The organism is Mesorhizobium sp. M0626, assembly GCF_040320665.1.
Lineage (GTDB): Bacteria > Pseudomonadota > Alphaproteobacteria > Rhizobiales > Rhizobiaceae > Mesorhizobium.
The window spans coordinates 180,977-203,255 of sequence record NZ_JAMYQD010000006.1; the positions used below are offsets into that span (position 1 = coordinate 180,977).

Annotated in this window: 24 protein-coding genes and 1 riboswitch; of the genes, 11 read left to right on the forward strand and 13 right to left on the reverse strand. The window is 64.1% G+C overall.

Going from position 1 to position 22,279, the window contains the following annotated elements; all coding sequences use genetic code 11:
* Positions 1-11 precede the first annotated feature (11 nt).
* Positions 12-947, reverse strand: coding sequence for a glycosyltransferase family 2 protein (locus tag NKI37_RS09535; RefSeq protein WP_023673297.1), 936 nt, complete (start codon positions 945-947; stop codon positions 12-14).
* A 247-nt stretch (positions 948-1,194) separates the two neighbouring features.
* On the opposite strand from NKI37_RS09535, the gene NKI37_RS09540 reads away from it, so the two are divergent.
* On the forward strand, positions 1,195-1,515 hold the full coding sequence (locus tag NKI37_RS09540) for a DUF1330 domain-containing protein (RefSeq protein WP_023694041.1): 321 nt from the start codon (positions 1,195-1,197) through the stop codon (positions 1,513-1,515).
* 7 nt (positions 1,516-1,522) lie between these two features.
* On the opposite strand, the gene metW is transcribed toward NKI37_RS09540, so the two are convergent.
* Together metW and metX are read right to left on the reverse strand one after the other, a co-directional pair.
* Positions 1,523-2,137 (reverse strand): methionine biosynthesis protein MetW, encoded by a 615-nt coding sequence (gene metW, locus NKI37_RS09545; RefSeq protein WP_023726965.1) that lies wholly within the window; start codon positions 2,135-2,137, stop codon positions 1,523-1,525.
* On the reverse strand, positions 2,134-3,303 hold the full coding sequence (gene metX, locus NKI37_RS09550; protein ID WP_023685352.1) for a homoserine O-acetyltransferase MetX: 1,170 nt from the start codon (positions 3,301-3,303) through the stop codon (positions 2,134-2,136). Before metX ends, metW begins: the two co-directional genes overlap by 4 nt.
* Positions 3,304-3,363: 60 nt before the next feature.
* A riboswitch (SAM riboswitch) is annotated at positions 3,364-3,441 on the reverse strand.
* Between the two features lie 126 nt (positions 3,442-3,567).
* On the opposite strand from metX, the gene hisC reads away from it, so the two are divergent.
* Entirely contained in the window at positions 3,568-4,677 is a 1,110-nt protein-coding gene (gene hisC / locus NKI37_RS09555) for a histidinol-phosphate transaminase (protein ID WP_352790754.1), read from the forward strand.
* Positions 4,678-4,681: 4 nt separating this feature from the next.
* Entirely contained in the window at positions 4,682-5,617 is a 936-nt protein-coding gene (locus tag NKI37_RS09560; protein WP_352790752.1) for a prephenate/arogenate dehydrogenase family protein, read from the forward strand.
* 7 nt (positions 5,618-5,624) lie between these two features.
* Here NKI37_RS09560 and NKI37_RS09565 read toward each other — a convergent pair whose 3' ends face one another.
* Complete coding sequence (locus tag NKI37_RS09565) at positions 5,625-6,548, reverse strand: sugar kinase (protein ID WP_023685349.1); 924 nt, start codon at positions 6,546-6,548, stop codon at positions 5,625-5,627.
* Between the two features lie 124 nt (positions 6,549-6,672).
* Complete coding sequence (locus NKI37_RS09570; RefSeq protein ID WP_352794413.1) at positions 6,673-7,671, reverse strand: DUF2125 domain-containing protein; 999 nt, start codon at positions 7,669-7,671, stop codon at positions 6,673-6,675.
* A 123-nt stretch (positions 7,672-7,794) separates the two neighbouring features.
* Between NKI37_RS09570 and NKI37_RS09575 the strand changes: the two genes are divergently transcribed.
* From NKI37_RS09575 to NKI37_RS09585, 3 genes are all read left to right on the forward strand, one after another.
* A complete protein-coding gene (locus NKI37_RS09575) occupies positions 7,795-8,328 on the forward strand; it encodes a gamma-glutamylcyclotransferase (RefSeq protein ID WP_023673305.1) in 534 nt (177 codons plus the stop codon).
* 163 nt (positions 8,329-8,491) lie between these two features.
* Positions 8,492-9,439 (forward strand): aldo/keto reductase, encoded by a 948-nt coding sequence (locus NKI37_RS09580; RefSeq protein ID WP_023685347.1) that lies wholly within the window; start codon positions 8,492-8,494, stop codon positions 9,437-9,439.
* 83 nt (positions 9,440-9,522) lie between these two features.
* Entirely contained in the window at positions 9,523-10,149 is a 627-nt protein-coding gene (locus NKI37_RS09585) for a LysE family translocator (protein WP_352789837.1), read from the forward strand.
* 69 nt (positions 10,150-10,218) lie between these two features.
* On the opposite strand, the gene NKI37_RS09590 is transcribed toward NKI37_RS09585, so the two are convergent.
* Positions 10,219-11,028, reverse strand: a complete 810-nt coding sequence (locus NKI37_RS09590; protein WP_023673308.1) for a lysophospholipid acyltransferase family protein — start codon at positions 11,026-11,028, stop codon at positions 10,219-10,221.
* 115 nt (positions 11,029-11,143) lie between these two features.
* Positions 11,144-12,049, reverse strand: coding sequence for a LysR family transcriptional regulator (locus tag NKI37_RS09595; protein ID WP_023673309.1), 906 nt, complete (start codon positions 12,047-12,049; stop codon positions 11,144-11,146).
* A 114-nt stretch (positions 12,050-12,163) separates the two neighbouring features.
* On the opposite strand from NKI37_RS09595, the gene NKI37_RS09600 reads away from it, so the two are divergent.
* A complete protein-coding gene (locus NKI37_RS09600) occupies positions 12,164-12,796 on the forward strand; it encodes a pyridoxamine 5'-phosphate oxidase family protein (protein ID WP_023673310.1) in 633 nt (210 codons plus the stop codon).
* Positions 12,797-12,888: 92 nt separating this feature from the next.
* Here NKI37_RS09600 and NKI37_RS09605 read toward each other — a convergent pair whose 3' ends face one another.
* The 3 genes from NKI37_RS09605 to ftsE all read right to left on the reverse strand — a co-directional run bounded on the left by NKI37_RS09605 (position 12,889) and on the right by ftsE (position 15,383).
* Positions 12,889-13,608 carry a YdcF family protein gene (locus tag NKI37_RS09605; RefSeq protein WP_023824703.1) on the reverse strand — a complete coding sequence of 240 codons (720 nt, stop codon included), beginning with the start codon at positions 13,606-13,608 and terminating at the stop codon, positions 12,889-12,891.
* Between the two features lie 133 nt (positions 13,609-13,741).
* On the reverse strand, positions 13,742-14,731 hold the full coding sequence (locus NKI37_RS09610; protein WP_023824702.1) for a cell division protein FtsX: 990 nt from the start codon (positions 14,729-14,731) through the stop codon (positions 13,742-13,744).
* Entirely contained in the window at positions 14,724-15,383 is a 660-nt protein-coding gene (ftsE, locus tag NKI37_RS09615) for a cell division ATP-binding protein FtsE (protein WP_023685344.1), read from the reverse strand. The genes NKI37_RS09610 and ftsE overlap by 8 nt, the downstream gene beginning before the upstream one ends.
* 180 nt (positions 15,384-15,563) lie before the next feature.
* Between ftsE and NKI37_RS09620 the strand changes: the two genes are divergently transcribed.
* The 3 genes from NKI37_RS09620 (at position 15,564) to NKI37_RS09630 (ending at position 17,202) form a co-directional block, all read left to right on the forward strand.
* Positions 15,564-16,199 (forward strand): hypothetical protein, encoded by a 636-nt coding sequence (locus NKI37_RS09620; RefSeq protein ID WP_352789840.1) that lies wholly within the window; start codon positions 15,564-15,566, stop codon positions 16,197-16,199.
* Positions 16,200-16,223: 24 nt separating this feature from the next.
* Positions 16,224-16,766 carry a hypoxanthine phosphoribosyltransferase gene (gene hpt, locus NKI37_RS09625; protein WP_023673315.1) on the forward strand — a complete coding sequence of 181 codons (543 nt, stop codon included), beginning with the start codon at positions 16,224-16,226 and terminating at the stop codon, positions 16,764-16,766.
* A gap of 64 nt (positions 16,767-16,830) precedes the next feature.
* Positions 16,831-17,202 (forward strand): response regulator, encoded by a 372-nt coding sequence (locus NKI37_RS09630; RefSeq protein WP_023673316.1) that lies wholly within the window; start codon positions 16,831-16,833, stop codon positions 17,200-17,202.
* Between the two features lie 6 nt (positions 17,203-17,208).
* Here NKI37_RS09630 and NKI37_RS09635 read toward each other — a convergent pair whose 3' ends face one another.
* The gene (locus NKI37_RS09635) at positions 17,209-18,159 is read right to left on the reverse strand and encodes a DMT family transporter (RefSeq protein ID WP_023673317.1); all 951 of its coding nucleotides are present in this window, start codon (positions 18,157-18,159) and stop codon (positions 17,209-17,211) included.
* Between the two features lie 226 nt (positions 18,160-18,385).
* On the opposite strand from NKI37_RS09635, the gene NKI37_RS09640 reads away from it, so the two are divergent.
* Positions 18,386-19,249 (forward strand): LysR family transcriptional regulator, encoded by an 864-nt coding sequence (locus NKI37_RS09640; RefSeq protein ID WP_352789843.1) that lies wholly within the window; start codon positions 18,386-18,388, stop codon positions 19,247-19,249.
* Here the strand turns inward: NKI37_RS09640 and NKI37_RS09645 are convergent.
* Together NKI37_RS09645 and NKI37_RS09650 are read right to left on the reverse strand one after the other, a co-directional pair.
* The gene (locus tag NKI37_RS09645; protein WP_023685340.1) at positions 19,246-19,617 is read right to left on the reverse strand and encodes a glyoxalase superfamily protein; all 372 of its coding nucleotides are present in this window, start codon (positions 19,615-19,617) and stop codon (positions 19,246-19,248) included. The genes NKI37_RS09640 and NKI37_RS09645 overlap by 4 nt on opposite strands.
* A 41-nt stretch (positions 19,618-19,658) precedes the next feature.
* Complete coding sequence (locus NKI37_RS09650; RefSeq protein WP_352789845.1) at positions 19,659-22,247, reverse strand: TIGR02302 family protein; 2,589 nt, start codon at positions 22,245-22,247, stop codon at positions 19,659-19,661.
* Positions 22,248-22,279: the final 32 nt, after the last annotated feature.

A 22,279-nucleotide genomic window follows, 5' to 3' on the forward strand; every position in this document is an offset into this window, starting at 1 on the left:
GTCGGCAAACTTCAGGCCGGCCGTGCACCGTATTTGTCGCGAAATTCGGCATAGAGATCGCGGCGCCAGCGCCGGCCGCCGACATAGCCACGCAACAGCTGCGGCAGCGAATAGCCAAGCGCCTTCGACGACCGGTTGGCCATATAGCCGGAGAACGCCTGCGAAACCCTGCCCTTGAGTGCATCGGCGATGAGCTGCCGGGCGATCATGTAAGGCGGAATGTAGGGGTAGCGGTCGGCGATATAGGGGTGCTTGTCGATCAAGCTCGCATAGGCTTCGACATAGCCGTCCCGGCGACCGGAGATCGAATTCTCCGAGTTGTACTTTTTCCAGTCGATCACTTCGGACAGCTGCGCGCCGCTGCGACGGGCAAAGCGCAGCAACAATTCGCGATCCTGCATGCGCGTGACGTCACTGTCGTAGCCGCCGATGGCCAGCAGCGACTCGCGCCGGGCGGTGATTGCCGACCCGGCAATGAAGATGGTCTGCGCGACAAGGGCCCGCTCCAGCGAGTCGCGGCTCAGCAGCGCCTCGCGGTTGACGCAGTTGGTGCGGCGATTGCCCTTCAGCGACACGAAGGAACTGATCAGCACTTCGAGTGAGGGATTGTTGTCGAACTGCTCCAGCGTCCGCGCCAGGCGATCCGGCAAATAGACGTCGTCGGAATCGAGGAATGTCACCACCGGCGCCTGCGCCCGCTCGATGCCGGCATTGCGGGCGGCATTGGCGCCGCGCCATTTCGAGCCAACATAGATCAGCCGTGGATCGCGGATTTCGGCAAGTGCGGCTGCCGTACCGTCGGTCGAGCCGTCATCGACGACAATGTGTTCGAACCGGGGAAAATTCTGCGCCAGCACGCTCTCCACGGCGCGCACCACCTTGCTGCGGCGATTGTGCGTCGGTGTGATCACCGAGATCAGCGGAGCGAGGTCGGTTGCCTTGGACATGTTGCTTCGATTGTGCCCCGAAATGCCTGGAGGCCGGAGGTTTTGATGGTCGCCGTCCAAGCCTTACCCCGGGATGGCATTCGATTCGACGCTACAAAAAACCAGCGGCAATGTCATCACAAACTGTTGAGCCAGGACGCCGTAAGCCGGCCGATTACCCCAGACGTAATCGACCGATGGCCATCATGTCTGCAGATTGCGCCAACGAAGCCGGTCGTCGGGCTTCGATCTCACAGGGAGTTCAGCCGTGGCCGCCTACGCCGTCGCCCATATGCGTCAAGTCACAATGGGCCCGCAGATTGTCGAGTATCTGCAGAGGATCGACGCCACATTGGAGCCGTTCGGCGGCCGCTTCCTTGTCCACGGCGGCGACATGGACGTGGTCGAAAACGAATGGCCCGGGCATCTGATCGTCATCGAGTTTCCGGACAGGGCGCATGCGTGGGGCTGGTACGATTCATCAGCCTATCGGGAGATTCTGGCCTTGCGCACCGACAACTCCCACGCCGATGTGATCATCGCCGATGGCGTTCAGCACCCGCACAAGGCGACGGACGTGCTGGAATAGGGGCAAACTACCGCTTCAGCAAGAACACCGCTTGCTGGCCGAAGAAATTCCAGAACCACCATGGCATCGACAGTCCGATCTTCTGGCCGTTGCCGTCGAGCGCGGTGGCTTTCTCGACCGAAGCGCCGAGTTCCTCGACCAGATTGACGAAGTCGCGGATGGTGCAGAAATGGATGTTGGGCGTGTCGTACCAGGAATAGGGCAGGTCCGCGGTCACCGGCATCCGGCCATTGACGAACAGCGACAGCCGCACCCGCCAGTGGCCGAAATTGGGGAAGGAGACGATGGCGCGGTTGCCGATTCGCAGCAGCTCGTCGAGCACCAGCTTCGGGTTGCGGGTCGCCTGCAGCGTCTGAGACAGGACGACGAAGTCAAAACCCTTGTCTGGATAGAATTCGAGGTCGGTATCGGCATCGCCCTGGATGACCGAGAGACCGCGCGCCACGCATTCATTGACGCCGCGCTGTGACAGCTCCAGCCCGCGGCCGTCGACCTGCTTGGTCTCCTGCAGGAGTTCGAGCAGCAGGCCGTCGCCGGAGCCGACATCGAGCACCCGCGACTGCGTCGGTATCAGGTTGGCCACGACTTCGAGGTCGACGCGCTGGCTGCCATTGACGCTCATGAGGCGAGCCCCCTTGCGCGGGCCGCCGAGCCGATGAAGCCCTTGATGGCGGCAAACAGTTCGGGTTCATCGAGCAGGAAGGCATCATGGCCGCGGTCGGTGTCGATCTCGACGAAGGAGACGGAGGCGCCGGCGGCGTTGAGCGCATGCACGATCGAGCGGCTCTCCTCGGTCGGGAACAGCCAGTCCGAGGTGAAGGACACCAGGCAGAAGCGGGTCTTGGTCCCGGCAAAGGCATCTGCCAACCGGCCGCCATGGTCGGCGGCGAGGTCGAAATAATCCATCGAACGGGTCATGTAGAGGTAGGAGTTGGCGTCGAAGCGGTCGACGAATGTCATGCCCTGGTGGCGCAGATAGCTTTCGATCTGGAAATCTGCGTCGAAACCGAAGGTCAGCGCTTCGCGGTCCTGCAGATTGCGGCCGAATTTCCGATGCAGGGCGGCTTCCGACAGATAGGTGATGTGGGCGGCCATGCGCGCCACGGCGAGCCCCTTTTCCGGGCGCTTGCCGTGCTCGAAATATTTGCCGCCATGCCAGTCCGGATCGGCCATGACGGCCTGCCGGCCGACCTCGTGGAAGGCGATGTTCTGCGAGGAATGGCGTGCGCCTGTGGCGATCGGCAGGGCCGAGAAGACGCGCTCGGAATAGCACGATGCCCATTCCAGCACCTGCATGCCGCCCATCGAGCCGCCGAGCACGCAAAACAGCTTTTCGATGCCGAAATGGTCGACCAGCATCAGTTGCGCCCGCACCATGTCGCGGATGGTGATGATTGGCAGGTCGAGGCCGTAGGGCTTGCCGGTGGCGGGATTGGTCGAGGCCGGACCCGTGGAGCCGAGGCAGCCGCCGATGACGTTGGAGCAAATGACGAAGAAGCGGTTGGTGTCGATGATCTTGCCGGGACCGATCAGCACTTCCCACCAGCCGGGCTTGCCGGTCACCGGATTGGTGCTGGCGACATGCTGGTCGCCGGTCAGCGCGTGGCAGACCAGGATGGCGTTGGTGCGGGCATCGTTGAGGGCGCCATATGTCTGGTAGGCGATCTGGAACGGCGACAAAAGCGTGCCGGCGTCGAGCTTCAGCGGCTTGTCAGGGCCAAAACGCAACACAGGGCTCGACGGGTTGTCGGCCTCGTTGTTGGTTTTTGTAGCGCGGAGCGCGGCCATGTGACTCTCCTTGCCCGCCGTCAGGCAATAAAAAACCGGCAGTGCGATCGCAAAGCCGGTTACGTCACGCAAACGGCCCTTTAGCGAGTTGTTTAACGTGGCTGCAAGCCGACCGGCCAAATCACCACGGAACTGTTGCGTTCTTCTAGAACTCGTGCGGCCCGGCGTCAACGGCCAGCTATTGCCCGCCTCTCGACATTCGCGGCTACGGCTTGTATTTCCGCTGCGGCCTCCGGACGGAGGCATTCTCGATGGATTTGCGACATGGACAAGACAGCGGACAAGGCACGGCCGACGCCCCGCGCGGGCATTATGGACATCGACGCCTATGTGCCGGGCAAGAGCACGGCACCGGCCGGCGTCGCCAAGGTCCATAAATTGTCGTCGAACGAGAACCCGCTCGGCCCGTCGCCGAAGGCGATCGAGGCCGCGCGCGAAGTGGCTGGCAAGCTCGATGTCTATCCCGACGGCACCGCCCGCCGGCTGCGCGAGGCGATCGCCGAGGTGCATGGCCTCAACCCGGCAAACATCATCTGCTCCAACGGTTCCGACGAGATTTTGGGCCTGCTGGCGCAGACCTATCTGGCGCCAGGCGATGAGGCGATTTTTACCGAACATGCCTTCATGGTCTACAAGATCTACATTCAGTCGGCGGGGGCCAAGCCGGTTCCTGTGAAGGAAACCGAGGAGCGCGCCGACGTCGACGCGATCCTGGCCGCGGTGACGCCGCGGACCAAAATCATCTTCCTCGCCAATCCCAACAATCCGACCGGCACCTATCTGCCGTTCCAGGAGGTCCGCCGCCTGCATTCCACGCTCCCGGGCAACGTGCTTCTGGTGCTCGACGCGGCCTATGCCGAATATGTCAGGCGCAATGACTACGAGGCCGGCATCGAGCTGGCGGGCAGCGCACAGAATGTGGTCATGACCCGCACCTTCTCCAAGCTCGGCCTTGGCGGCGCGCGCATCGGCTGGATGTATGGCCCACTGCACATCGTCGATGCCATCAACCGTATCCGCGGCCCTTTCAACGTTAACGCAACAGCGATCGAGGCCGGCATTGCCGCCATCCGCGACCGCGCCCATGTCGAGCGCAGTTCGTTGCACAACGAGACCTGGCTTACCTGGCTGAATGAAGAGCTGACGAAGCTTGGGCTCAGGGTGACGCCCAGCGTCGGCAATTTCGTCCTCATCCACTTTCCCGACGACAAGAAGCATTCGGCTGAGGCGGCGGACGACTACCTCACCCAGCGCGGCTATATATTGCGGCGCGTTACCGGCTATGGCTTTCCCAATGCGCTGCGCATGAGCGTCGGCACCGAAGAAGCCAATCGCGGCGTTATCGACGCCCTCACGACGTTCCTGAAAAGCTGAAACAATGACATCACCGATGTTTGAAAAGATCGCGCTGGTCGGCATCGGCCTGATCGGCTCGTCGCTGGCCCGCGTTATCCGCCGCGAGGGCCTGGCCCGCCATGTCGCCATCGCGACGCGCAGCCCGGCCACGCTGGCGCGGGCGAAGGAGCTCGGTCTTGGCGAGAGCTACACCACCGGCGCCAGGGAAGCGGTCCGCGACGCCGACCTGATCATCGTCTCGGTGCCTGTGGGATCGTCGGGCGAGGTGGCGCAAGAGATCGCGCCGGGGCTGAAAAAGGGCGCCATCCTCACCGATGTCGGTTCGACCAAGGCCTCCGTCATTGCGCAAATGCAGCCCTATGTACCGGACGGCGTGCACTTTATTCCGGGGCACCCGCTGGCAGGTACGGAGAAATCGGGCCCGGATGCGGGTTTCGCCGACCTGTTCGAAAACCGCTGGTGCATCTTCACGCCGCTGCCGGGAACCGATCCGGCCGCGCTGGAAAAGCTGTCGGAATTCTGGCGGCGCTGCGGCTCCAACATCGACTCGATGGACCCGCAGCATCATGACATGACGCTGGCCATCGTTTCGCATCTTCCGCACATCATTGCCTACAACATCGTCGGCACGGCCGACGATCTGGAATCGGTGACCAAGTCGGAAGTGATCAAATATTCGGCTTCCGGTTTCCGCGACTTCACCCGTCTGGCCGCCTCCGACCCGACCATGTGGCGCGACGTGTGCCTGCACAACAGGGATGCCATCCTGGAAATGCTGGCGCGCTTTTCGGAGGACCTCGCCTCGCTGCAGCGGGCGATCCGCTGGGGCGACGGCGACAAGCTGTTCGACCTGTTCACCCGCACCCGGGCCGTTCGCCGTTCGATCATCGAGGCCGGCCAGGATATCGACGTGCCGGATTTCGGCCGGCAGGCGGTCGAGCACCCGGTGAAAAGTTAAATCTGTTTCAGACGGGCCAGGTCGCCGCGACCATGGCCATTGTCTCGGCCCGGTCCGGCGCGCCCAGCCGGCCGCCGAAGCGCTGGCATTTGAGCGCGGCCGCCGCGCTGGCAAAGCGCAACGCGTGCTCGACCGACATGGCCTCAGCAAGTCCAACGGCAAAGGCGCCGTGGAAAACGTCGCCGGCGGCCAGCGTGTCGACCGCCTTGACCTTCGGCGCCGCGATGTGGCGCACGCATCCGGCGGACCGGTCATGCCACCAGCTTCCCGAGGCGCCGCCGGTCACCGCCACGAAGGCGTCTGTGCGGCTGGCGAGGTCGGCGCAGGCGGTTTCGGGATCCAGCGCGTGGCCGCAGACAATGCGTGCAGCCGTCTCCGAAGCGACGATGTGCGACGCCAGCGGCAACAGATGCTCCAGCACCTCCAGCGGCGCCGTGTCGGCGTCGAGGATTGCCGGGCAACCGGCGTCGCGCGCGGCGGTCAAGGCAAGAGCGGCGGCGCCCGGCCAGCGCACATCGACCAGCACGGCATCGAAGCCGGAAAGATCGGCGACAGGCACCGCCTCGGGGTCGGCCTGCGCCTTTGGGTCGTAGAAGGGCACGATGATGCGCTCGCCATGAGCGTCGACCAGGATCGCGGCCAGCGCCGAGCGGGCGCCTTCGACGCGGCGGACAAAGCCGCAATCGACGCCCTCGGCCTCGATGCCGGCCAGCAATTGGTCGCCGACGGCATCGTCACCTGCACTTGCCCACAGGAACACCTCGGCGCCGAGACGGCGGGCGGCGCAGGCAGCACTTGTCGCCATGCCCGAGGCGATCTGGATGCCGTCCGAGGCGATGAACTTGCCCTGATGCGTGGGCAGGGTTTCGACGCGCAGGATGGTATCCAGCGTCAGCGCGCCAACGCTCAGCAGTTTCACCGGTCGGTTCATGCGTCGGCTTGCTCGAGCATGATCTCTCCCCAAAAGCCGTTCCCGCTCTTTGCGATCATGCTCTATCTCTTTGTTTTAACGGAATTCCGGACGGAAAACCGCTCACACTTTTCTTGGAATTGCTCTAATCGAGCGGCTTGATCTTGCCCAGCGGAATGAAGCCGAGCGAGACCTTGCCCTTCACCACCTTGAGCGGCATCGACGGTTCGTTGCCGAGCAGCGCCAGACCGGCAAAGCCTTGCTCGATCTGGCTCTTCTGCTCGGGGATTGCGGTGGCGAGGATTGCCGCCACGGCTTTGGGATCCTGCAGCTTGATCGTCAGGTCGGCATTGACCAGGCCGTTGGCGTCGACCGACACCGGGCCGGAGACGGTGATGCGCGCGGTTCCCGACGACAGATCGAGCTTGTGGATGTCGGCCGCCTGGCCGCGCAGGCTCCTGGCCTGCGTCTTCATCAGCGCGACGCCGTTCTTCAGCGTCGCGTCGCCGCTGCCGTCGAGCGGCGGCCGCACGCGCCCGCCGATCGCGGCGGGGTCGCTCTCAAGATCGGTGAAGCTGCCGACGTAGCCGATGTCCTGGCCGTCGGGCCGCAACTCGCCCGCCGCGGTTCCGGCGCTGAACAGTGAAACCGGATCAGTGTCGTCGGCCGGATCCGTCTGGCCGGACAAGCTCTCCGCCTGCAGCGAAATGCTCCGGGGCAGGGGCCAGAAGAGCTTGGCATTGGCCTGCAGATTGTCCCAGTCGATCCATAGCGGCGCCATCCCCGGCACCGAGGTGCGCAGCGGCCCACGCAACTCGGCGGCAGGCGACAAAGGCCGGATGAGCTCTGCAACGAAGTTGAAGCTGCCTGCCGAGGCGGCAACGTTCCTGGCGTCGTCCTCGTAAGCCAGATTGTCACAGGAGATGGCAAAACTCAGGGGGTAGCCGCTGACGGTGAGGTTGGCGCAGCCGGCCTCGATGCCTTTGTCCTTGAGCGAGGCCACCGCCTTGTCGGCTTCGCTGCTGACGCGACCGGCGACATAGAACCAGACTGCGCTGTAGACGCCGAACAGCATAACGAGCAAGGCAGCGAGCCACATCAGCCGGCGGCGAAACTTCGACGGACGCTCGTCACTTGACGTCATGCTGCGGCTTTCATTAACGCGGGCGTGTTGCGGGTGGACTGTGGCTTACGCAAAAGCAAAAAGAACAGAAGAGCACCGATTCCGATGCGGCGGCGTCACTCTCGTACAATCAGGCTTGGCGATATGGGCGATTTTTGGGTTTTTGGCTACGGCTCGCTGATCTGGCGACCGGGATTCGCCCATGTCGAGACACGGCGCGCGCGGCTTTACGGCTACCGCCGGTCGCTCTGCGTCTATTCCTTCGTGCATCGCGGCACGCGCCAGCGGCCGGGCCTGGTGCTAGGCCTCGACCGTGGCGGCTCCTGCATCGGGCTGGCCTTTCGCGTGCCCGGCGAGCTGCGCGATGAGGTGCTGACCTATCTGCGCGAGCGCGAATTGGTGACCAGCGTCTACCTCGAGCGTGTGCTCGATATCAGCCTCGACGGGAATGGGGCGGCCGCGGGAGAGAGAGTGAAAGCGGTTGCCTATATCGTCGACCGCCAGCATGAGCAGTATGCCGGCGGGCTCGACCCCGCGCATGCGGCAGGTGTTATCCGTGGCGCCGTCGGCCAGTCCGGAAACAACGAGGACTATGTGCTCAACACGCTGCAGCATCTCGCGGCGCTGGGTATCAGCGACCACTGGCTGGAAGAGGTGGCGAAGCGGATCGCCTCGTGAGCCAGTGGACCACGGCGAGCCTGCAGGCGAAGCGCTCGCGCCTTTGTGAAGCGCTGGCCCGCTGGAAAATTGGCTGAGGCCTTTGACCTCGGCGCGGCGAGACCTAGCTTAGCTGCGGCCCGAAGCATTCGGGTCGCCCGCCGCCAGCCCACGGAGCCCCGTCTTGCAAAAACGCCGTCTCGGTCAAACCGACCTTTCCATCGCGCCGCTGGTCCTGGGCGGCAATGTCTTCGGCTGGACCGCGGACGAGAAGACCTCCTTCGACCTGCTCGACCGGTTCGGCGGCGCCGGCCTCAACGCTATCGATACGGCCGATGCCTATTCGCGCTGGGTGCCCGGCCACGCGGGCGGCGAGTCCGAGACCATCATCGGCAAATGGATGAAAAGCCGCGGCAACCGTGACAAGATCATCGTCATCACCAAAGTCGGCTCGGATATGGGACAAGGCAAGAAGGATCTGTCCGCTGCCCATATCGAAAGGGCAGTCGAGGCGTCGCTCAAGCGACTGCAGACCGATGTCATCGACCTCTATTTGTCGCACTGGCCGGACCCGACCACGCCTTATGAAGAGACGCTCGGCGCCTACCAGAAGCTGCTCGCTGCCGGCAAGGTCCGCCATATCGGCGCCTCGAATCTCGACGCCGGCCAGCTGCGCGCCGCGCTCGATGTTGCCAGCCTGCGCGGGCTGCCGCGCTACAGCGTGCTGCAGCCGGAATACAATCTCTACGATCGCTCATCCTTCGACGGGCCGCTGCATGATGTGTGCGTGGCCGAGGATATCGGCGTCATCACCTATTTCAGTCTCGCCAAGGGGTTTTTGAGCGGCAAATACCGTAGCGAGGCCGATCTCGGCAAAAGTGAACGCGGCGGCGGCGTGAAGGCTTATCTCAATGCGCGCGGCATGCGCATTCTGGCCGCACTCGACACTGTGGCGGCGCGCCATTCGGCCAAGCAGGCGGAAGTAGCACTCGCATGGGTGATGGCGCAGCCCGGCATCACTGCGCCGATCGCCAGCGCCACGACGCTGGACCAGGTCGACAGCCTGGTGCGCGCCGCATCGCTGAAGCTCAGCGCGGAGGATCTCGTGGCGCTGGACAAGGCCAGCGCCTAGCCGCGCAGGTTCGGCACGATCGTTCAAGACGACGGCTTTCCGCCTTGCCACACTGTTCTCCATTATTGTGGAGAAGAGGCAGCATGGCCGCAGACATTCTTTCGCAGGCGCAGCCCTGGCAGCAATTGCTGGCGCTGGTGCTGGCGGCAACCGTCGTCATGGGCAGTCCTGGCCCGGCGACGATCAGCGTCACGGCGATAGGGGCCGCCTTCGGCCTGCGCAATTCGCTTCACTACACATCGGGGATGATTTTAGGCACGGTCGCGGTGCTGCTGATCGTGGCCACCGGCATCAAGGCTATCCTCACCTCGATGCCGGGCGTAGCGCCAGTGCTGGCGGTCGCTTCCGCCGCCTATATTCTCTACCTCGCCTACAGAATAGCGACAGCGCCGCCGCTGGCCGCGCGTGACAGCAGCGCGGTTCTGCCGACCTTCCTCGGCGGCTTCCTGCTCGCCGTTGCCAACCCGAAAGCCTATGTGGCGATTGCTGCGGTCCTTGCTGGCTCCGCGACCGCAGCCGGCGCCGATGCTCTCGGCATCCCGGCCAGGCTGGCGGTTCTCACCCTGATGATCGTAGCCATCCATGTGCTGTGGCTGCTGGCCGGCGCGGCCTTCGCCCGCACCCTGCGCCAGCCGCTGGCGTCGCGGATCATCAATCTGGCCTTCGCGGCGACGCTGGTGCTGACCACGGCGCTGGCGGCGTGGCCTTGAGCCGGCCCGCAGAAGAGATCAAGCTTTGGTCTTTTTTGTTTTGGCGCAATTCAGGACGGAAAAAACCGCTCACACTTTTCCTGGAATTGCTTTGGCGGCCGCGGCGAGTTCGGCCAGCCGCTTGACCGCCGTCGGCGGCATTTGCGGCGGGTTAGGAGCCTGCGATGCCTCGATCAGCAGCTGGTCGCAGGCGGCTTCCGTATCGCCGATCAGCCGGTCCATGAATTCGTCCTTGCCGAGCCCGGGCGGAATCGGCGGCAGGAAGCGGGCCTTGATGGTGCCGGGAAAGCGCAAGAATTTGCGGCGAGGCCAATAGAGGCCGGCGACATGGGCGACCGGTACCACCGGGACGCCAAGCTGCGTATAGAGCTCGACAATGCCGTATTTGTAAGCCGGCTCGTCGCCTGGCGCTCGGCGCGTGCCTTCGGGGTAGATAATCAGCTGGCGCGGATTGCGCCCCATCTCCTGCTTTGTCGATGCAACGACCTGCTTCAACGCCTTGGAGCGGCTGCCGCGGTGAACCGGGATCATCCGCATCTTCAGGATGTACCAGCCGAAGAAGGGGATCCAGGTCAGCTCGCGCTTCAGGATATAAAGCGGATCGTGGAGGAAGGGAAAGAAAGCGATCGCGTCCCAAAACGACTGGTGTTTCGGCGCCAGGATGAAAGAGCCCTCCGGCAGGTTCTCGACGCCGGTGATGTCGCTCCTGGTGCCGGCGATCTTGTCGTAGAGCCACAGGCTGGTGCGCGACCAGAATTTCGGCACGAACCAGGCGCGATGGCGTGGCGAGAGGAAGTAGTAAGGGGTCCAGAGGACCATCTGGACGATCAGATTGACATAGAAGACGAAGTTGAACGCCAGCGAGCGGATATAGAGCATGCGGGGAAGGGCCCGTTGAGGAGGTGTGCGTTGGTTACACCAAGCGCGGGCAAAAAGGAAACGCCGCAATGGCCTGACATAGGCCGGCTCGCCACTGACTCAAGCCAGTCTCAACTCACCACGTCGCCTGCAATAACCGCTGCTTCAGCCGCGGAGCGGCGAAATCGAGGAACGCCCTTAGTTTCACCGCCAGCAGGCCTTGGCCGGCATGGACGAGGCTCACCGGCCACGGCTGCGGCTCGAAGGGTCGCAAGACCGGGACGAGCACGCCGGAACGTACTGCGTCCGCGATCTGGTAGGAGAGCACCCGCGTCATCCCGGCGCCTGCAATCGCGGCATCGATTGCAGCTTCCGCCGTGTTGACGCGCAGCCGTGAGTGGATCGGCACGATCAGTTCGCCCTTGTCGCCGGCAAAGCTCCAGCTGGCGAGCGCTGCAGGCCCTTCGAAACTGATGCATTCATGCGCGGCCAGATCGTCCGGCGTCCGCGGCATGCCATGCGCGGCGATATAGGCGGGGCTGGCGCACACGACGCGACGGATCGCGCCGACGCGGATGGCAATGAGGCTCGAAGGCGCAAGCTCGCCGATGCGGATGGCAAGGTCGAGATGTTCCTCCGCCAGTTGGGTTATCCGGTCAGCCAGCGCCAGGCGAATGTTGACTTGAGGATAAGCCGCCAGGAATTCGGTGACGACAGGCAGAACGTGTAGGCGACCAAAGACGACCGGCGCGGTGATGAACAGGTCGCCGGTCGGCGTGCTGTATTCGCCGGCAGCGGTGCGTTCGGCTTCGCCGACCTCGCCGAGGATGCGGCGGCAGGCGGCGAGATAGGCCTGGCCGGCATCGGTCAGCGTGAGCTGCCGGGTCGAACGGTTCAGCAGGCGCGCCTGAAGGTGCTTTTCGAGGTCGGAAACCTTGCGGCTGACCGTTGCCAGTGGAATGCCGAAATGGCGGCCGGCAGCGGAAAGGCTGCCCGCTTCCACCGCGGCGACGAACAGCGACATGGCTTCGAGACGATCCATACTTTCTTCCGGAAATTGGAAGGATAGCTTGCAACTATGCCATCTACATCCAAAACATGGAAGGATCTACCTCTTCGCGTACAATGGCCGTGTTTCGGCCTCGCGGAGGCTTCCATGAATGCTCATACTTTCACCAGCGATGTCGCCTTCACGCCGACGGTCAAGGCGATCCAGACCCGCAAAGGTTCGCGCAAGGGCTATGCCAGCGCCGAGGAGCGCGGCGGATGGCGCGCCCATATGACGCCCGACCTCGCCGACTTCATCGCGGCGCAGACCAGCGTCTTCCTGTCGACGGCAAATGGCGAGGGTCAGCCCTACATCCAGCATCGCGGCGGGCCAGCCGGCTTCCTCAAGGTGCTGGACGAGAAGACCATCGGCTTTGCCGATTTCTCCGGGAACAGGCAGTTCATCACGCAGGGGAATCTCGCCGACAACAACCAGGCATTCCTGTTCCTGATCGACTATGCGCATCGCCAGCGCGTCAAGATCTGGGGCACGGCGCGCGTCGTCGAGGACGATGCCGAGCTTCTGGCAAGGCTGATGCCGCAGGACTACAAGGCGCGCCCCGAGCAGGTCATCTTGTTCACCGTCTCGGCCTGGGATGCCAATTGCCCGCAACACATTCCGCAGCGATTCGAGGCCGCCGATGTCGCGGCCGCACTCGCCGAACGCGACAAGCGGATTGAAAGCCTCGAACAGGAGATTGCGCGGCTGCGTGGCGCGGAAGACGGCACGGCCAAGGGGTAATCGAGCGCCGTCAGAGTCGTCTCTCCAATTCCCAAGGGAAAGCGTACGTGCTTTTCCCGGGAAAACCGCTACACACTTTTCCTGGAATTGCTTTAGTCCTTGGCGGTCGAAACCTCGGCCAGTGCGACGCTGTCGGCAGTCTGGCGGACCGGGACGACGCCGCGCGCAAGCGCCAGCAGGTATTTGCTGTATTCGGTCAGAAGCACGCGTAGCGCTTCCGGCTTGGTCAGCCAGTCGCCATTGTCCAGATTGGTGTTGACCACCGGATAGGGTTCAAGCCTGGCGCCATGCAGCAGGCGGCCCATCTCGAGCAGGCTGCGCGGCATGTGGTAATTGTTGGTGACGAGGATGATGCTGCCATAGGCGTGGCTCTCCACCCATTTAGCGCTTTCCTCGGCATTGCCGATCGTGTCGAGCGCGGCGCGGTCGATGTCGACACAGCAGGAAAACAGCGCCTTGTCGCCGCCGGTAGCAGCCTGCAATTGGCGGCGGCTGGCAGAGGGATGCACGCCTGAGATCAGCAGCCGCTCGCCCTTGCCGGAGGCAAGCAGATCGAGTGCTGCGTCGAGGCGGGCCTGACCGCCGGTCAAGACGATGATCGCATCGGCCTTGGCCGGGTTGGTCGGGGTCGTCATGTGGCTGACCTTGCTGGCGAACCAGCCGAAGCCACCGGCAAACAGGGCCACCAGCAGCAGTAGACAGAGGGAGGCGAGACGCAGGGCGGTGCGCAAACGGCCCAGCCCGGTACGCACACGCAAACGCACCACTGGCATCTGTCCAGCCGTTCCGGTCGACTCCCGCGCGTTCATCATCCTATGGTTAATCCTGAAATGCCTTTTTGGTAAGGAAAAAAGCGCACATTGCGTTACGTCGGTTTTCGATCCGTGATCGTCCCTTCCATTCCTGTCCTTGCCCCCGAACTGTTTTCGCTTCTGCCCTCACGGGTCACCCCGCATCCGGCTGGCGGACATCGATGTCGCTGAGATAGGCGACGACGGTGGCGTGCGAGGTCGCCGCCGTCAGTCCGCCGATCACCAGCACCATCAGGCCGACGCCGAGATAGCCTGCCGATCCGATGGCGAAATTGCCGAACAAAGCGGTGGCCTGGTCGGCCTGCGGCGTTGCCATGTTGCGCGACGACCACCAGGAAAAGACGATGAAAACCAGGATCGCGGCTGCGCCGCCGGCGGCCGCGCCCTTCATCCCGGTGACCAGGAAATGCCAGCGGAATTCGCGCGCGATGAAGCGCGCCTCGGCGCCGACGAAATGCAGCACTTCGATGATATGGCCGTTACCCGCCATGGCGCCGCGCGTCGCAAACACTACGGTCAGCACCGTCGCCGACAGCATCAGGACCAGCACGGCGATGCCGATGGTGACCGTGGTGCGGGCCATGGCGACCAGCCGGTCGACCCATGTACGGTGATCGTCGAGCGAAGCACTCGGCAGCTTGGGCGTGAGCGCCGCACGGATGGCGCTGAAGTCGGGCGGGCTGGTCTCGTCGATGGTGACGATGATCAGGCGCGGCACCGGCAATTCGTCGATATTCAGGCCCGAGCCCAGCCATGGCTCCAAAAGGCGCGCGGTGGCGTCGCGATCGATGATCCGGGTTTCCTTCACGCCGGGGAATTCGCCGACGATCTGCGAGGCCTGGGCAAGGGCTGCCTCCATGTCGAGGCCGTCGACCGGCTTGATCTGAATCGTGGCCTCGCGCGAGATCTGGTTTTCCCAGACCGAGGCAGTGTCGCGCACCAGCGTGACGGCGCCGAAAGTTAGGCAGGACAGGAAGGTCATGATGGCGATGACCAGCACCAAGGCGCGGCCGGCGATATTCTGCGCCGGCACGATCGGCGCCATGCGGCGCTGGACGCGCTGCGTCGTCGTCGCGAGATCGGCGGCGTCTCCATGCAACTGTTCGGCCGATAGTTCAGTCATAAATATCCAGCCTTCCGCCGGCCAGGATCATGCGGCGCGCGTCGACCTGCTCCATCAGGCCGAGATCGTGAGTGGCGATCACCACAGCGGTGCCGAGCCGGTTGAGCTCGATGAACAGCCTGAGCAACCGGCGCGCCAGCGGCGGGTCGACATTGCCGGTCGGCTCGTCGGCAAGCAGGATTTCGGGCTGTTCGATCAAGGCCCGGGCGATTGCCGCGCGCTGCTTTTCGCCGCCCGAAAGGACGGGCGGCAGCACATGCATGCGCTCGCCCAGGCCAACCCATTTCAAAAGTTCGGTGACGTCGGTGCGGTAGCTCGCTTCCTCGCGGCCGCGCACGCGCAGCGGCAGAGCGACATTCTCATAAGTGGTCATGTGGTCGAGCAAACGGAAATCCTGGAACACCACGCCGATGCGGCGCCTGAGATGCGGCAGTTCAGCGCGCGAGATGCGCGAGCGGTCCTTGCCGAAGATGGTGATCAGCCCGCGCGTCGGCTTCAGCGACATGAACAAAAGGCGCAGCAGCGTCGTCTTGCCGGCGCCGGAGGGCCCGCTCAGGAACTGGAAGGAGCTCTCCGGAATGTGCAGGGAGATGTCGCGGAGGATTTCCGGACCCATGCCATAGCGGAGGCCGACATTTTCGAAGCGGATCACGTGCGACGACCTGAGGTGTGTGGCGGCGACGTGCCAGCCCTTTCTGTCCAACGACCATCGGCCGCCATGGTTAACCGTCGGTTAATTTTCGCTGGTTTTGAGTGCGTCACAAGGGTTCCGGTGGGGAAGCGTTAACCATTTCCATTTACGCAAAAGAAACGAAGAGGCAACAGCGGGGCCATGATGGCTGAGCAACGAACCGCGCGCCTGGTTTCCGGCGAAATCATGACCGGGACAAGTGTCGCACCGGAATCGCGTCCTGTGGCGACCGACATCGTCGATGCGGATTATGAGGTGCTGCCGCAGCCGATCCCAAGGGTAGAAGCCATGCCGACGCCGGCGCGCGACATCGCGACGCCGTCGATGGAAGGCATGGAGATGCTGCGCAAATCAGATGCGTCAGCCGGGCGGCCGGCATCGCGTGGCGGGCCGATCTTCTGGATTGCCGGCATCGGTGCGGCGCTTGCCGCCTTCTGGGTCTCGGGTGGTCACGCGCTGGTGCGCCAGACGCCGTTCTGGTCAGTCGAACAGCCGGAGGGCGCCGTACTCAGCATTGCCGGCGTCACCTCGCGTGTCGACGCCTCGGGACCCACCTCGGTGCTGTTCGTGGATGGCGAGGCCGTCAATGACGGTTTGAAGGCGGGACAATTGCCGCCGCTGGAGATACGTGTCACCGGCAATGACAGCCGCATCACCCGCTATACTCTGGGGACATCCAACCGTTCTCTGGCGCCCGGCGAAAGATTCGGCTTTTCCAGCCGCCTCGATGTGCCTAGAAACGGCGTCAAGGCCGTGGCGGTCACCTTCGCCGGCTAGTCGGTTTCTCTGGAAAGGTTGTTGATGCCAGTTGTGCGCGGCAAGGACATCGAGGTCCTGTTTTCGGCGTCCGCGATCGCGCGGCGCAATCTCGAACTCGCCAAGGAGATCGCCGAGCACGACTATCACGACCTGCTGGTGATTTCGGTGCTGAAGGGCTCGTTCATCTTCGCCGCCGATTTGATCCGCGCCATGCACGATGTCGGGCTGTCGCCGGAGGTCGAGTTCATCTTCATTTCCAGCTATGGCGCCGGCACCACCAGCGGCGAGGTGAGGGTGCTGCGCGACATCGACAATGAGGTCGCCGGCCGCGACGTGCTGCTGATCGATGATATCCTGGAATCCGGCAAGACGCTGTCCTTCACCCGCAACCTGATGCTGTCGCGGGGCGCCAAAAGCTGCGCCATCGCGGTGCTGTTGGACAAGCGCATGCGCCGCCAGACGGAGCTGAACGCCGACTATGTCGGCTTCGACTGTCCCGATTACTTCGTCGTCGGCTACGGCATGGACGTCGCTCACGCTTTTCGCGAACTGCCGTTTGTCGGTGTCGTCAAAGGCGATGCCTGAGAAAAGGCCCCCGACGCTTCAAATTTTCAGAAAAAGTCAACTTTTGCCCGCCAAATTCCGGCCCATGGCAAAGCTTCTGATCGTCGAAGACGATGAGTCCGTCCGCACCCTCGCCGCCCGCGCGCTCGAACGCGCCGGGCACTCGATCGATATCGCCGCCGACGGCGCGCAGGGGCTGGCGATGGTCAGTGCTGCAGGCGGCGGTTACGACCTCGTCGTCTCCGATATCCGCATGCCGGAAATGGATGGCATCGAGATGGCGATCGCCGCAGCCAGGCTTTTCCCTGACATGAAGATCCTGCTGATGACCGGCTATGCCGACCAGCGCGAGCGCGCCGAGGAATTGAACGGCATCATTATCGACGTCGTGCAAAAGCCTTTCACGCTGGCCGAAATCCGCTCGCGGGTCGACCAGGCGCTCGCCTGCTTCGCCTGACACGCTTCAGGCGGCATCCTGAGACGCGGCGAGGACAGGCGCAGCGCTCCGGCGCCGTTCGGTGTTGAGCGCCAGCAGACCGGCGCCGATGATCAGCGCCGCACCGATGGCGGTGGTCGAGCGCGGCACCTCGTCGAAGAACAGGAAGCCCCACAGCGGCGACCAGATAATCCCGGTGTATTCGAAGGTGGCGACGCGGTTGGCGGGCGCCAGCCTGTAGGCCTGCGACAGCAGAATCATGCCGGCCGAAGCGACGAAGCCGCAGGCCGCCATCTTGAGGAAATCCGGGGTCGTCGGCCAGACCCACGGCCGCACCAGGAATTCGAGGCTGGGGTGGACAGCATGGGTTATGCCGGCAAGCCAGAATGTGCCGGCAACCGCAGCGGCGCCGACCAGATAGGCGCCGTTCTGGTAGAAGGCCATGACGGTGGAGGATTCGGTGTCGCCGATCTTGCGCGCCATCAGCTGTGAAAAGCCGTAGAGCAAAGCCGAGCCCAACGAAAGCAGCGCCGCCCAGTCGAACAGGCCGGCGCCCGGGCGCAGCATCACGACCACGCCCAGCATGCCGATCAGCACGGTGGCGAGAGCCTGCCAGGATACCCGCTCGCCGAGATAGGGCCCGGCTATCGCCATGATGAACAGGGGCGCCATGAAATAGAGCGCCACCGCGTCGGCGAGCGGCAAGGCAGCGATCGCCAGATAGTAGACCGTATAGGAGGAGAACTGGACGAAGGCGCGTATCGTCAGCAGGCCGAACCGCTTCGAGACAATGGCCCGCAGGCCGACATCGGCGCGAACGAGAACGACCAGGATCGGCAAAGCGACGATCGAGCGGATCCACATCACCTCGGTCACGGGATAGCCGGCCGACACCGCCTTGACCAGCGGGTCCTGGAGCGAGAACACCAGCACGCCAAGGCACAGGCTGATGATGCCGAGAACGATCCGGTTGCGCATATTGTTCTGCCGGCCCTTGCCTTAACTGCCCGCAGCCGCCCGGCCATGGGGTAAAAAGAACCCGCCACCGTTTTGGGCAGCGGGTATGAGTGAGGACTCTTTGATTGGTCCGCAGCCGGTTTCGCGGCGGCATATCCAATGGGCGAGCGGACTATGCTGCGGCGTTTGACATGTTGCAAACGAATTGGAATGATACCAGAGATCAAATTTGCTTATGACGGATTCGATGCGGCCACCCCTCGACAGCGATCTCCTGCGCACCTTCGTCGCCATTGCCGAAGCGGGCAATTTCACCCGGGCGGCGGAGCAGGCCGGGCGCACCCAGTCGGCGGTGTCGATGCAGATGAAGAAGCTCGAGGAGCTGGTCGGCGACAGCCTGTTCGAACGCGGCTCGCGCGGCGTGGCGCTGACGCGCCGTGGCGGCGAGCTGATCGTCAATGCCCGCCGCATCGTCTCGCTGCTCGACGAGACGGCGGCATCGATGGCGGCGGCACCGCTTGGCGGGCCTGTGCGCATCGGCATTCCCGAGGAATATGGTCACGCCATCCTGTCGCGCGCGCTCGGCGCCTTCTCGAAGCGTCACACCAAGGTCGAGGTCACCGTGCGCTATGCACATTCGGGCGCCCAGCTGGCAGCGTTGGCGGCCGGTGAACTCGACCTCGCCGTGGTGTTCGAATGGCAGGATCCTTCCGGCGGCGAGGTGCTGATGCACGATCCGACCGTGTGGGTGACATCGAGCCTGCATCACATGCATGAGGAGCGGCCGGTGCCGATCGCGCTCTACAACCGGGCCGGCTGGTGCAAGGACTTCGCCATCAAATCGCTGGAGCAGCGTGAGCTGGCCTACCGTGTCGCCTATACCAGCGACACCACCGGCGGCCTGAAGCTCGCCGTCACCTCTGGCCTGGCGATCGCGCCGATCTCGCACAGCAATATTCCGGATGGCTGTCGTGAACTCACCGCCGCTGACGGGTTCGGTCATATCGATTCCTCGAATGTGGTGATGCACCGCAGCCCAAATGCCTCAGGCGAGGCTATCGACGGCATGCAGGAGGCGATCCGCGAGGCGTTCGTCAACCGGCCGGCTTAGTCTGTTGCATCCTCGTAGAAATGCAGGCGATTGCCGAAGGGGTCGCCGACCGACACTTCACGGGTCTGCCACGACGTGGTTTCGAGGCCCGGCCGGGCGTAGCGGTATCTCTTGCCGATCAGTTCGCGGTGCAATGCCGCGATGTCCTCGACCTTGATGCGCATGGCTATACCCGGCGCGCCGTCGCCATGATGTTCGCTCAGATGCAGGACACAGCCGTCGCGGATTACACCCATATAGAGCGGCGCATTGTCGTCGAAGCGGTGCTCGAACTCGACCTTGAAGCCGAGAAAGTCGACATAGAATTCGCGTGCCTTGGCGATGTCGAAGATGCGCAGGATGGGCGTGACGGCACCGAGTTTCGGCATGGCGCTGATACCATTCAGTTCGACGGATGTTGCCTTGGAGGCTACTTCAGCTCCAGCAGCCGCTCGAGGTAGCTGCGCTCGATGTCGGGGCTGAGCGCGTTGCCGAGCCGCTTGCGAATCGCTTCGAGAATCTGGCGGGCGCGCTGCACGTCGATCTCGTCGGGTACCTTCACCGAATCGCCGAAATCGGGTCCGCGGCTGGCGCGCGGCCGGCCCAGCGGATCGCGGCCGGCGTCCTGTTGGCGGCCGCCTTCCTGGCTGCCGCCCTGGTCCCCCTGCATCGCCTGCAGCTGCTTCATCATCTCCTTGGCGCCCTTGCGCAGCGCTTCCAGCGCGCGACCCTGGTGGCCGACTGCCTGGTCGCCTTCGCCTTCGCCAAGCGACTTTTCGGCATTGCCCATGGATTTGCCAGCGTCGCCAAACCCCTCATTGGGTTGCATGCCCATGCCTTCCAGGCCCTTCTTCAGCTTGTCGAGTTCGCTCTGCAACTGGCCCTGGCCTTCCTGCAGCTGCTTCATCGCATCGGCGAATTCCTGCGGTGTCATCGACTTCGGCCGGGCGAGAGGATCGCGATCCTTGCCGACGCCCGGCTGGTCCGGGTCGTCGCCATTGCCTTCGCCGGGCTGCTGATTATCTCCGCGCTGCATCTGGTCCATGCGGTAGGTGTCGTTCATCATCTCCTGCTGGCGGCGCATGATCTCGCCCAGCTTGTCCATCTGCTGGCGCATCTCGCTGTCCTGCTCGCCGCCCTGCTGCTGACGGCCGGCCTGCAGGTTGTTCATCATGTTTTCCAGCTGCGACAGCAGCTCCTGCGCCTTGTCGCGGTCGCCCGACTTCGCCAGGTTCTCGATCTGGTCCATCATGCGGTCGATATCACTCTGACGCAGCTCGCGACCATTCTGCTGCATCTGCGGCGCGTTCGGGTTCTGCTTGGCGCGCTCGGCGAATTCCTGCAGGAATTCGTTCATCGCCTCGCGCAGTTCCTTCATCGCCTTTTCGATCTCTTCGTCGCTGGCGCCGCGCTTGATGGCGTCCTGCAGCGCCTGCTGGGCCTGGCGGAGCCGCTTTTCGGCGGACGAGAGATTGCCTTCCTCGATGCCGAGCGCGATTTCCCAGAGATAGGCAACCTCGTTGCGCAACTGATCGTCGCTGTCCGACATCTTCAGCCGGCTGCGGGCGCTCATGATGGCGAGGTAATGCGACATGTTGTTGAACGTGTCCTCGGGCCGCAGCGTGATGGCGTCCATCAGGTCGAGCACGCGCGGCTTGGCATTGGCGTCGAGCGCCAGCAGGCGGCGCTGCTCGACCACCGCCCGCGCCAGCGGGTTGGCGAAGGGCCGCTCCGGCATCACAATAGTCTTGGTCTCGCTGGTCGCGGTGTGTCCGGCATCGTCGGTGGCGACAAGCGACAGCTTGATGCTGGCGCCGGCCCAGACGTGCTCGGTGAGGTCCTTGGTGGTCTTGGCGGCGTTCGCCTTGCCGCCGCGGCGCGGCAGCGCCAGCGGCAGGTCAGGCGGACCGTAGAGCGGATGCGCATCGGGCGCCGCCGGATCGGCCAGCGCGAAAACCGCCTTGGCGGTGGCCGCGCCATAGTCGTCGTCGATCTGGTAGTTGAGCTCGAAGGCGCCGTTGACGGCGCGCTTGGGCTCGCCGACGAAGCGGATCGTCGGCGGCTTGTCGGGGATCACCGCGAAGGCCCAGCGACCGAGATCGGCTTCGCCCGACTTCAGCGTCAGCGTGCCGTCGGCGGTCAGCTTGCCGGTGAACTGGCGCAGCTTGGGGGTCGCCGGGTTGACCGCCGCTGCCTTGACGGCCGCCACCTGTGGTCCCGACGGGTCGATGGCGCGAGCATTGCCGCCCTTGTCGGCAAAGCTTAGCGTTTCCTCGCCGGAGCCGCCGGTCACGCGCAGCGAGACGTCGCTGCCTTGCGGCACGGTGAAGGTGGCAACCGCCTGCTTGGCGTTGCCATCGATGACTGGCGCGGTCAAGAAGATGGGCGGCTTGCCGGTATAGGCCGGCGGGGTCACCCAGGCATCGATGCGCGGCGGTACGATGTCGCGCGCCGCATGGGCACTGAAACCATCGGACAGCCTGCCGCCGGACGGTCCGAAGGAGAAGGCAAAAGCGGTGACCAACAGCAGCGCCGCCACGGCACGCAATGCCCACGGATCGCGCTCCGGCACGCGCGTACGCGGCAGGTCGGCGCCAAGGCTGCCGAGCTTGTCGGCCATGCGCTTTTGGTGTTCGCGCCACAACGCCTGGGAAAAGATGCTTTCCTTGCCGCTGGGACGGTCGGTCTGCACCAGCACCGGGCTGTGCTGCAGCTGGTTGGCGGCCTCGATACGGCGGTCGATTTCAGCGGCGGATGGAAGCTTGAAGAAACGCAGCGGATAGAGCGCCGCCAGCGTGGCAATACCGAACGCCGTGACCAGGATAACGCGCGCAATGTCAGGCAGCCGGGGGAAAAGGCCGAGCCAGGAGAGGCTGAGAAACAGGCTGGCGATGATGAGCAGCGGCAGAAGCAGCGGCCAGCCGCGCTCGACCGTCATCGAGACCCGTGTCGCCAGCCGGCTCAGGGCAAGCCGCCCGGCCAGGCTGCGATCGCCACTGGAAATGGGGCGTTCCGTCATCGGCCCTTCCTGCCCGGGCGGGATGGCCCGGA

What these genes read in the sequence shown, in the direction of transcription:
- NKI37_RS09535 (WP_023673297.1), bottom strand. Translation starts at nt 947, where the DNA reads ATGTCCAAGGCAACCGACCTCGCTCCGCTGATCTCGGTGATCACACCG.
- metW (WP_023726965.1), bottom strand. Translation starts at nt 2,137, where the DNA reads ATGAGCGTCAATGGCAGCCAGCGCGTCGACCTCGAAGTCGTGGCCAAC.
- metX (WP_023685352.1), bottom strand. Translation starts at nt 3,303, where the DNA reads ATGGCCGCGCTCCGCGCTACAAAAACCAACAACGAGGCCGACAACCCG.
- hisC (WP_352790754.1), top strand. Translation starts at nt 3,568, where the DNA reads ATGGACAAGACAGCGGACAAGGCACGGCCGACGCCCCGCGCGGGCATT.
- NKI37_RS09560 (WP_352790752.1), top strand. Translation starts at nt 4,682, where the DNA reads ATGACATCACCGATGTTTGAAAAGATCGCGCTGGTCGGCATCGGCCTG.
- NKI37_RS09565 (WP_023685349.1), bottom strand. Translation starts at nt 6,548, where the DNA reads ATGAACCGACCGGTGAAACTGCTGAGCGTTGGCGCGCTGACGCTGGAT.
- NKI37_RS09570 (WP_352794413.1), bottom strand. Translation starts at nt 7,671, where the DNA reads ATGACGTCAAGTGACGAGCGTCCGTCGAAGTTTCGCCGCCGGCTGATG.
- NKI37_RS09575 (WP_023673305.1), top strand. Translation starts at nt 7,795, where the DNA reads ATGGGCGATTTTTGGGTTTTTGGCTACGGCTCGCTGATCTGGCGACCG.
- NKI37_RS09585 (WP_352789837.1), top strand. Translation starts at nt 9,523, where the DNA reads ATGGCCGCAGACATTCTTTCGCAGGCGCAGCCCTGGCAGCAATTGCTG.
- NKI37_RS09590 (WP_023673308.1), bottom strand. Translation starts at nt 11,028, where the DNA reads ATGCTCTATATCCGCTCGCTGGCGTTCAACTTCGTCTTCTATGTCAAT.
- NKI37_RS09595 (WP_023673309.1), bottom strand. Translation starts at nt 12,049, where the DNA reads ATGGATCGTCTCGAAGCCATGTCGCTGTTCGTCGCCGCGGTGGAAGCG.
- NKI37_RS09600 (WP_023673310.1), top strand. Translation starts at nt 12,164, where the DNA reads ATGAATGCTCATACTTTCACCAGCGATGTCGCCTTCACGCCGACGGTC.
- NKI37_RS09605 (WP_023824703.1), bottom strand. Translation starts at nt 13,608, where the DNA reads ATGATGAACGCGCGGGAGTCGACCGGAACGGCTGGACAGATGCCAGTG.
- NKI37_RS09610 (WP_023824702.1), bottom strand. Translation starts at nt 14,731, where the DNA reads ATGACTGAACTATCGGCCGAACAGTTGCATGGAGACGCCGCCGATCTC.
- NKI37_RS09620 (WP_352789840.1), top strand. Translation starts at nt 15,564, where the DNA reads ATGATGGCTGAGCAACGAACCGCGCGCCTGGTTTCCGGCGAAATCATG.
- hpt (WP_023673315.1), top strand. Translation starts at nt 16,224, where the DNA reads ATGCCAGTTGTGCGCGGCAAGGACATCGAGGTCCTGTTTTCGGCGTCC.
- NKI37_RS09630 (WP_023673316.1), top strand. Translation starts at nt 16,831, where the DNA reads ATGGCAAAGCTTCTGATCGTCGAAGACGATGAGTCCGTCCGCACCCTC.
- NKI37_RS09635 (WP_023673317.1), bottom strand. Translation starts at nt 18,159, where the DNA reads ATGCGCAACCGGATCGTTCTCGGCATCATCAGCCTGTGCCTTGGCGTG.
- NKI37_RS09640 (WP_352789843.1), top strand. Translation starts at nt 18,386, where the DNA reads ATGCGGCCACCCCTCGACAGCGATCTCCTGCGCACCTTCGTCGCCATT.
- NKI37_RS09645 (WP_023685340.1), bottom strand. Translation starts at nt 19,617, where the DNA reads ATGCCGAAACTCGGTGCCGTCACGCCCATCCTGCGCATCTTCGACATC.
- NKI37_RS09650 (WP_352789845.1), bottom strand. Translation starts at nt 22,247, where the DNA reads ATGACGGAACGCCCCATTTCCAGTGGCGATCGCAGCCTGGCCGGGCGG.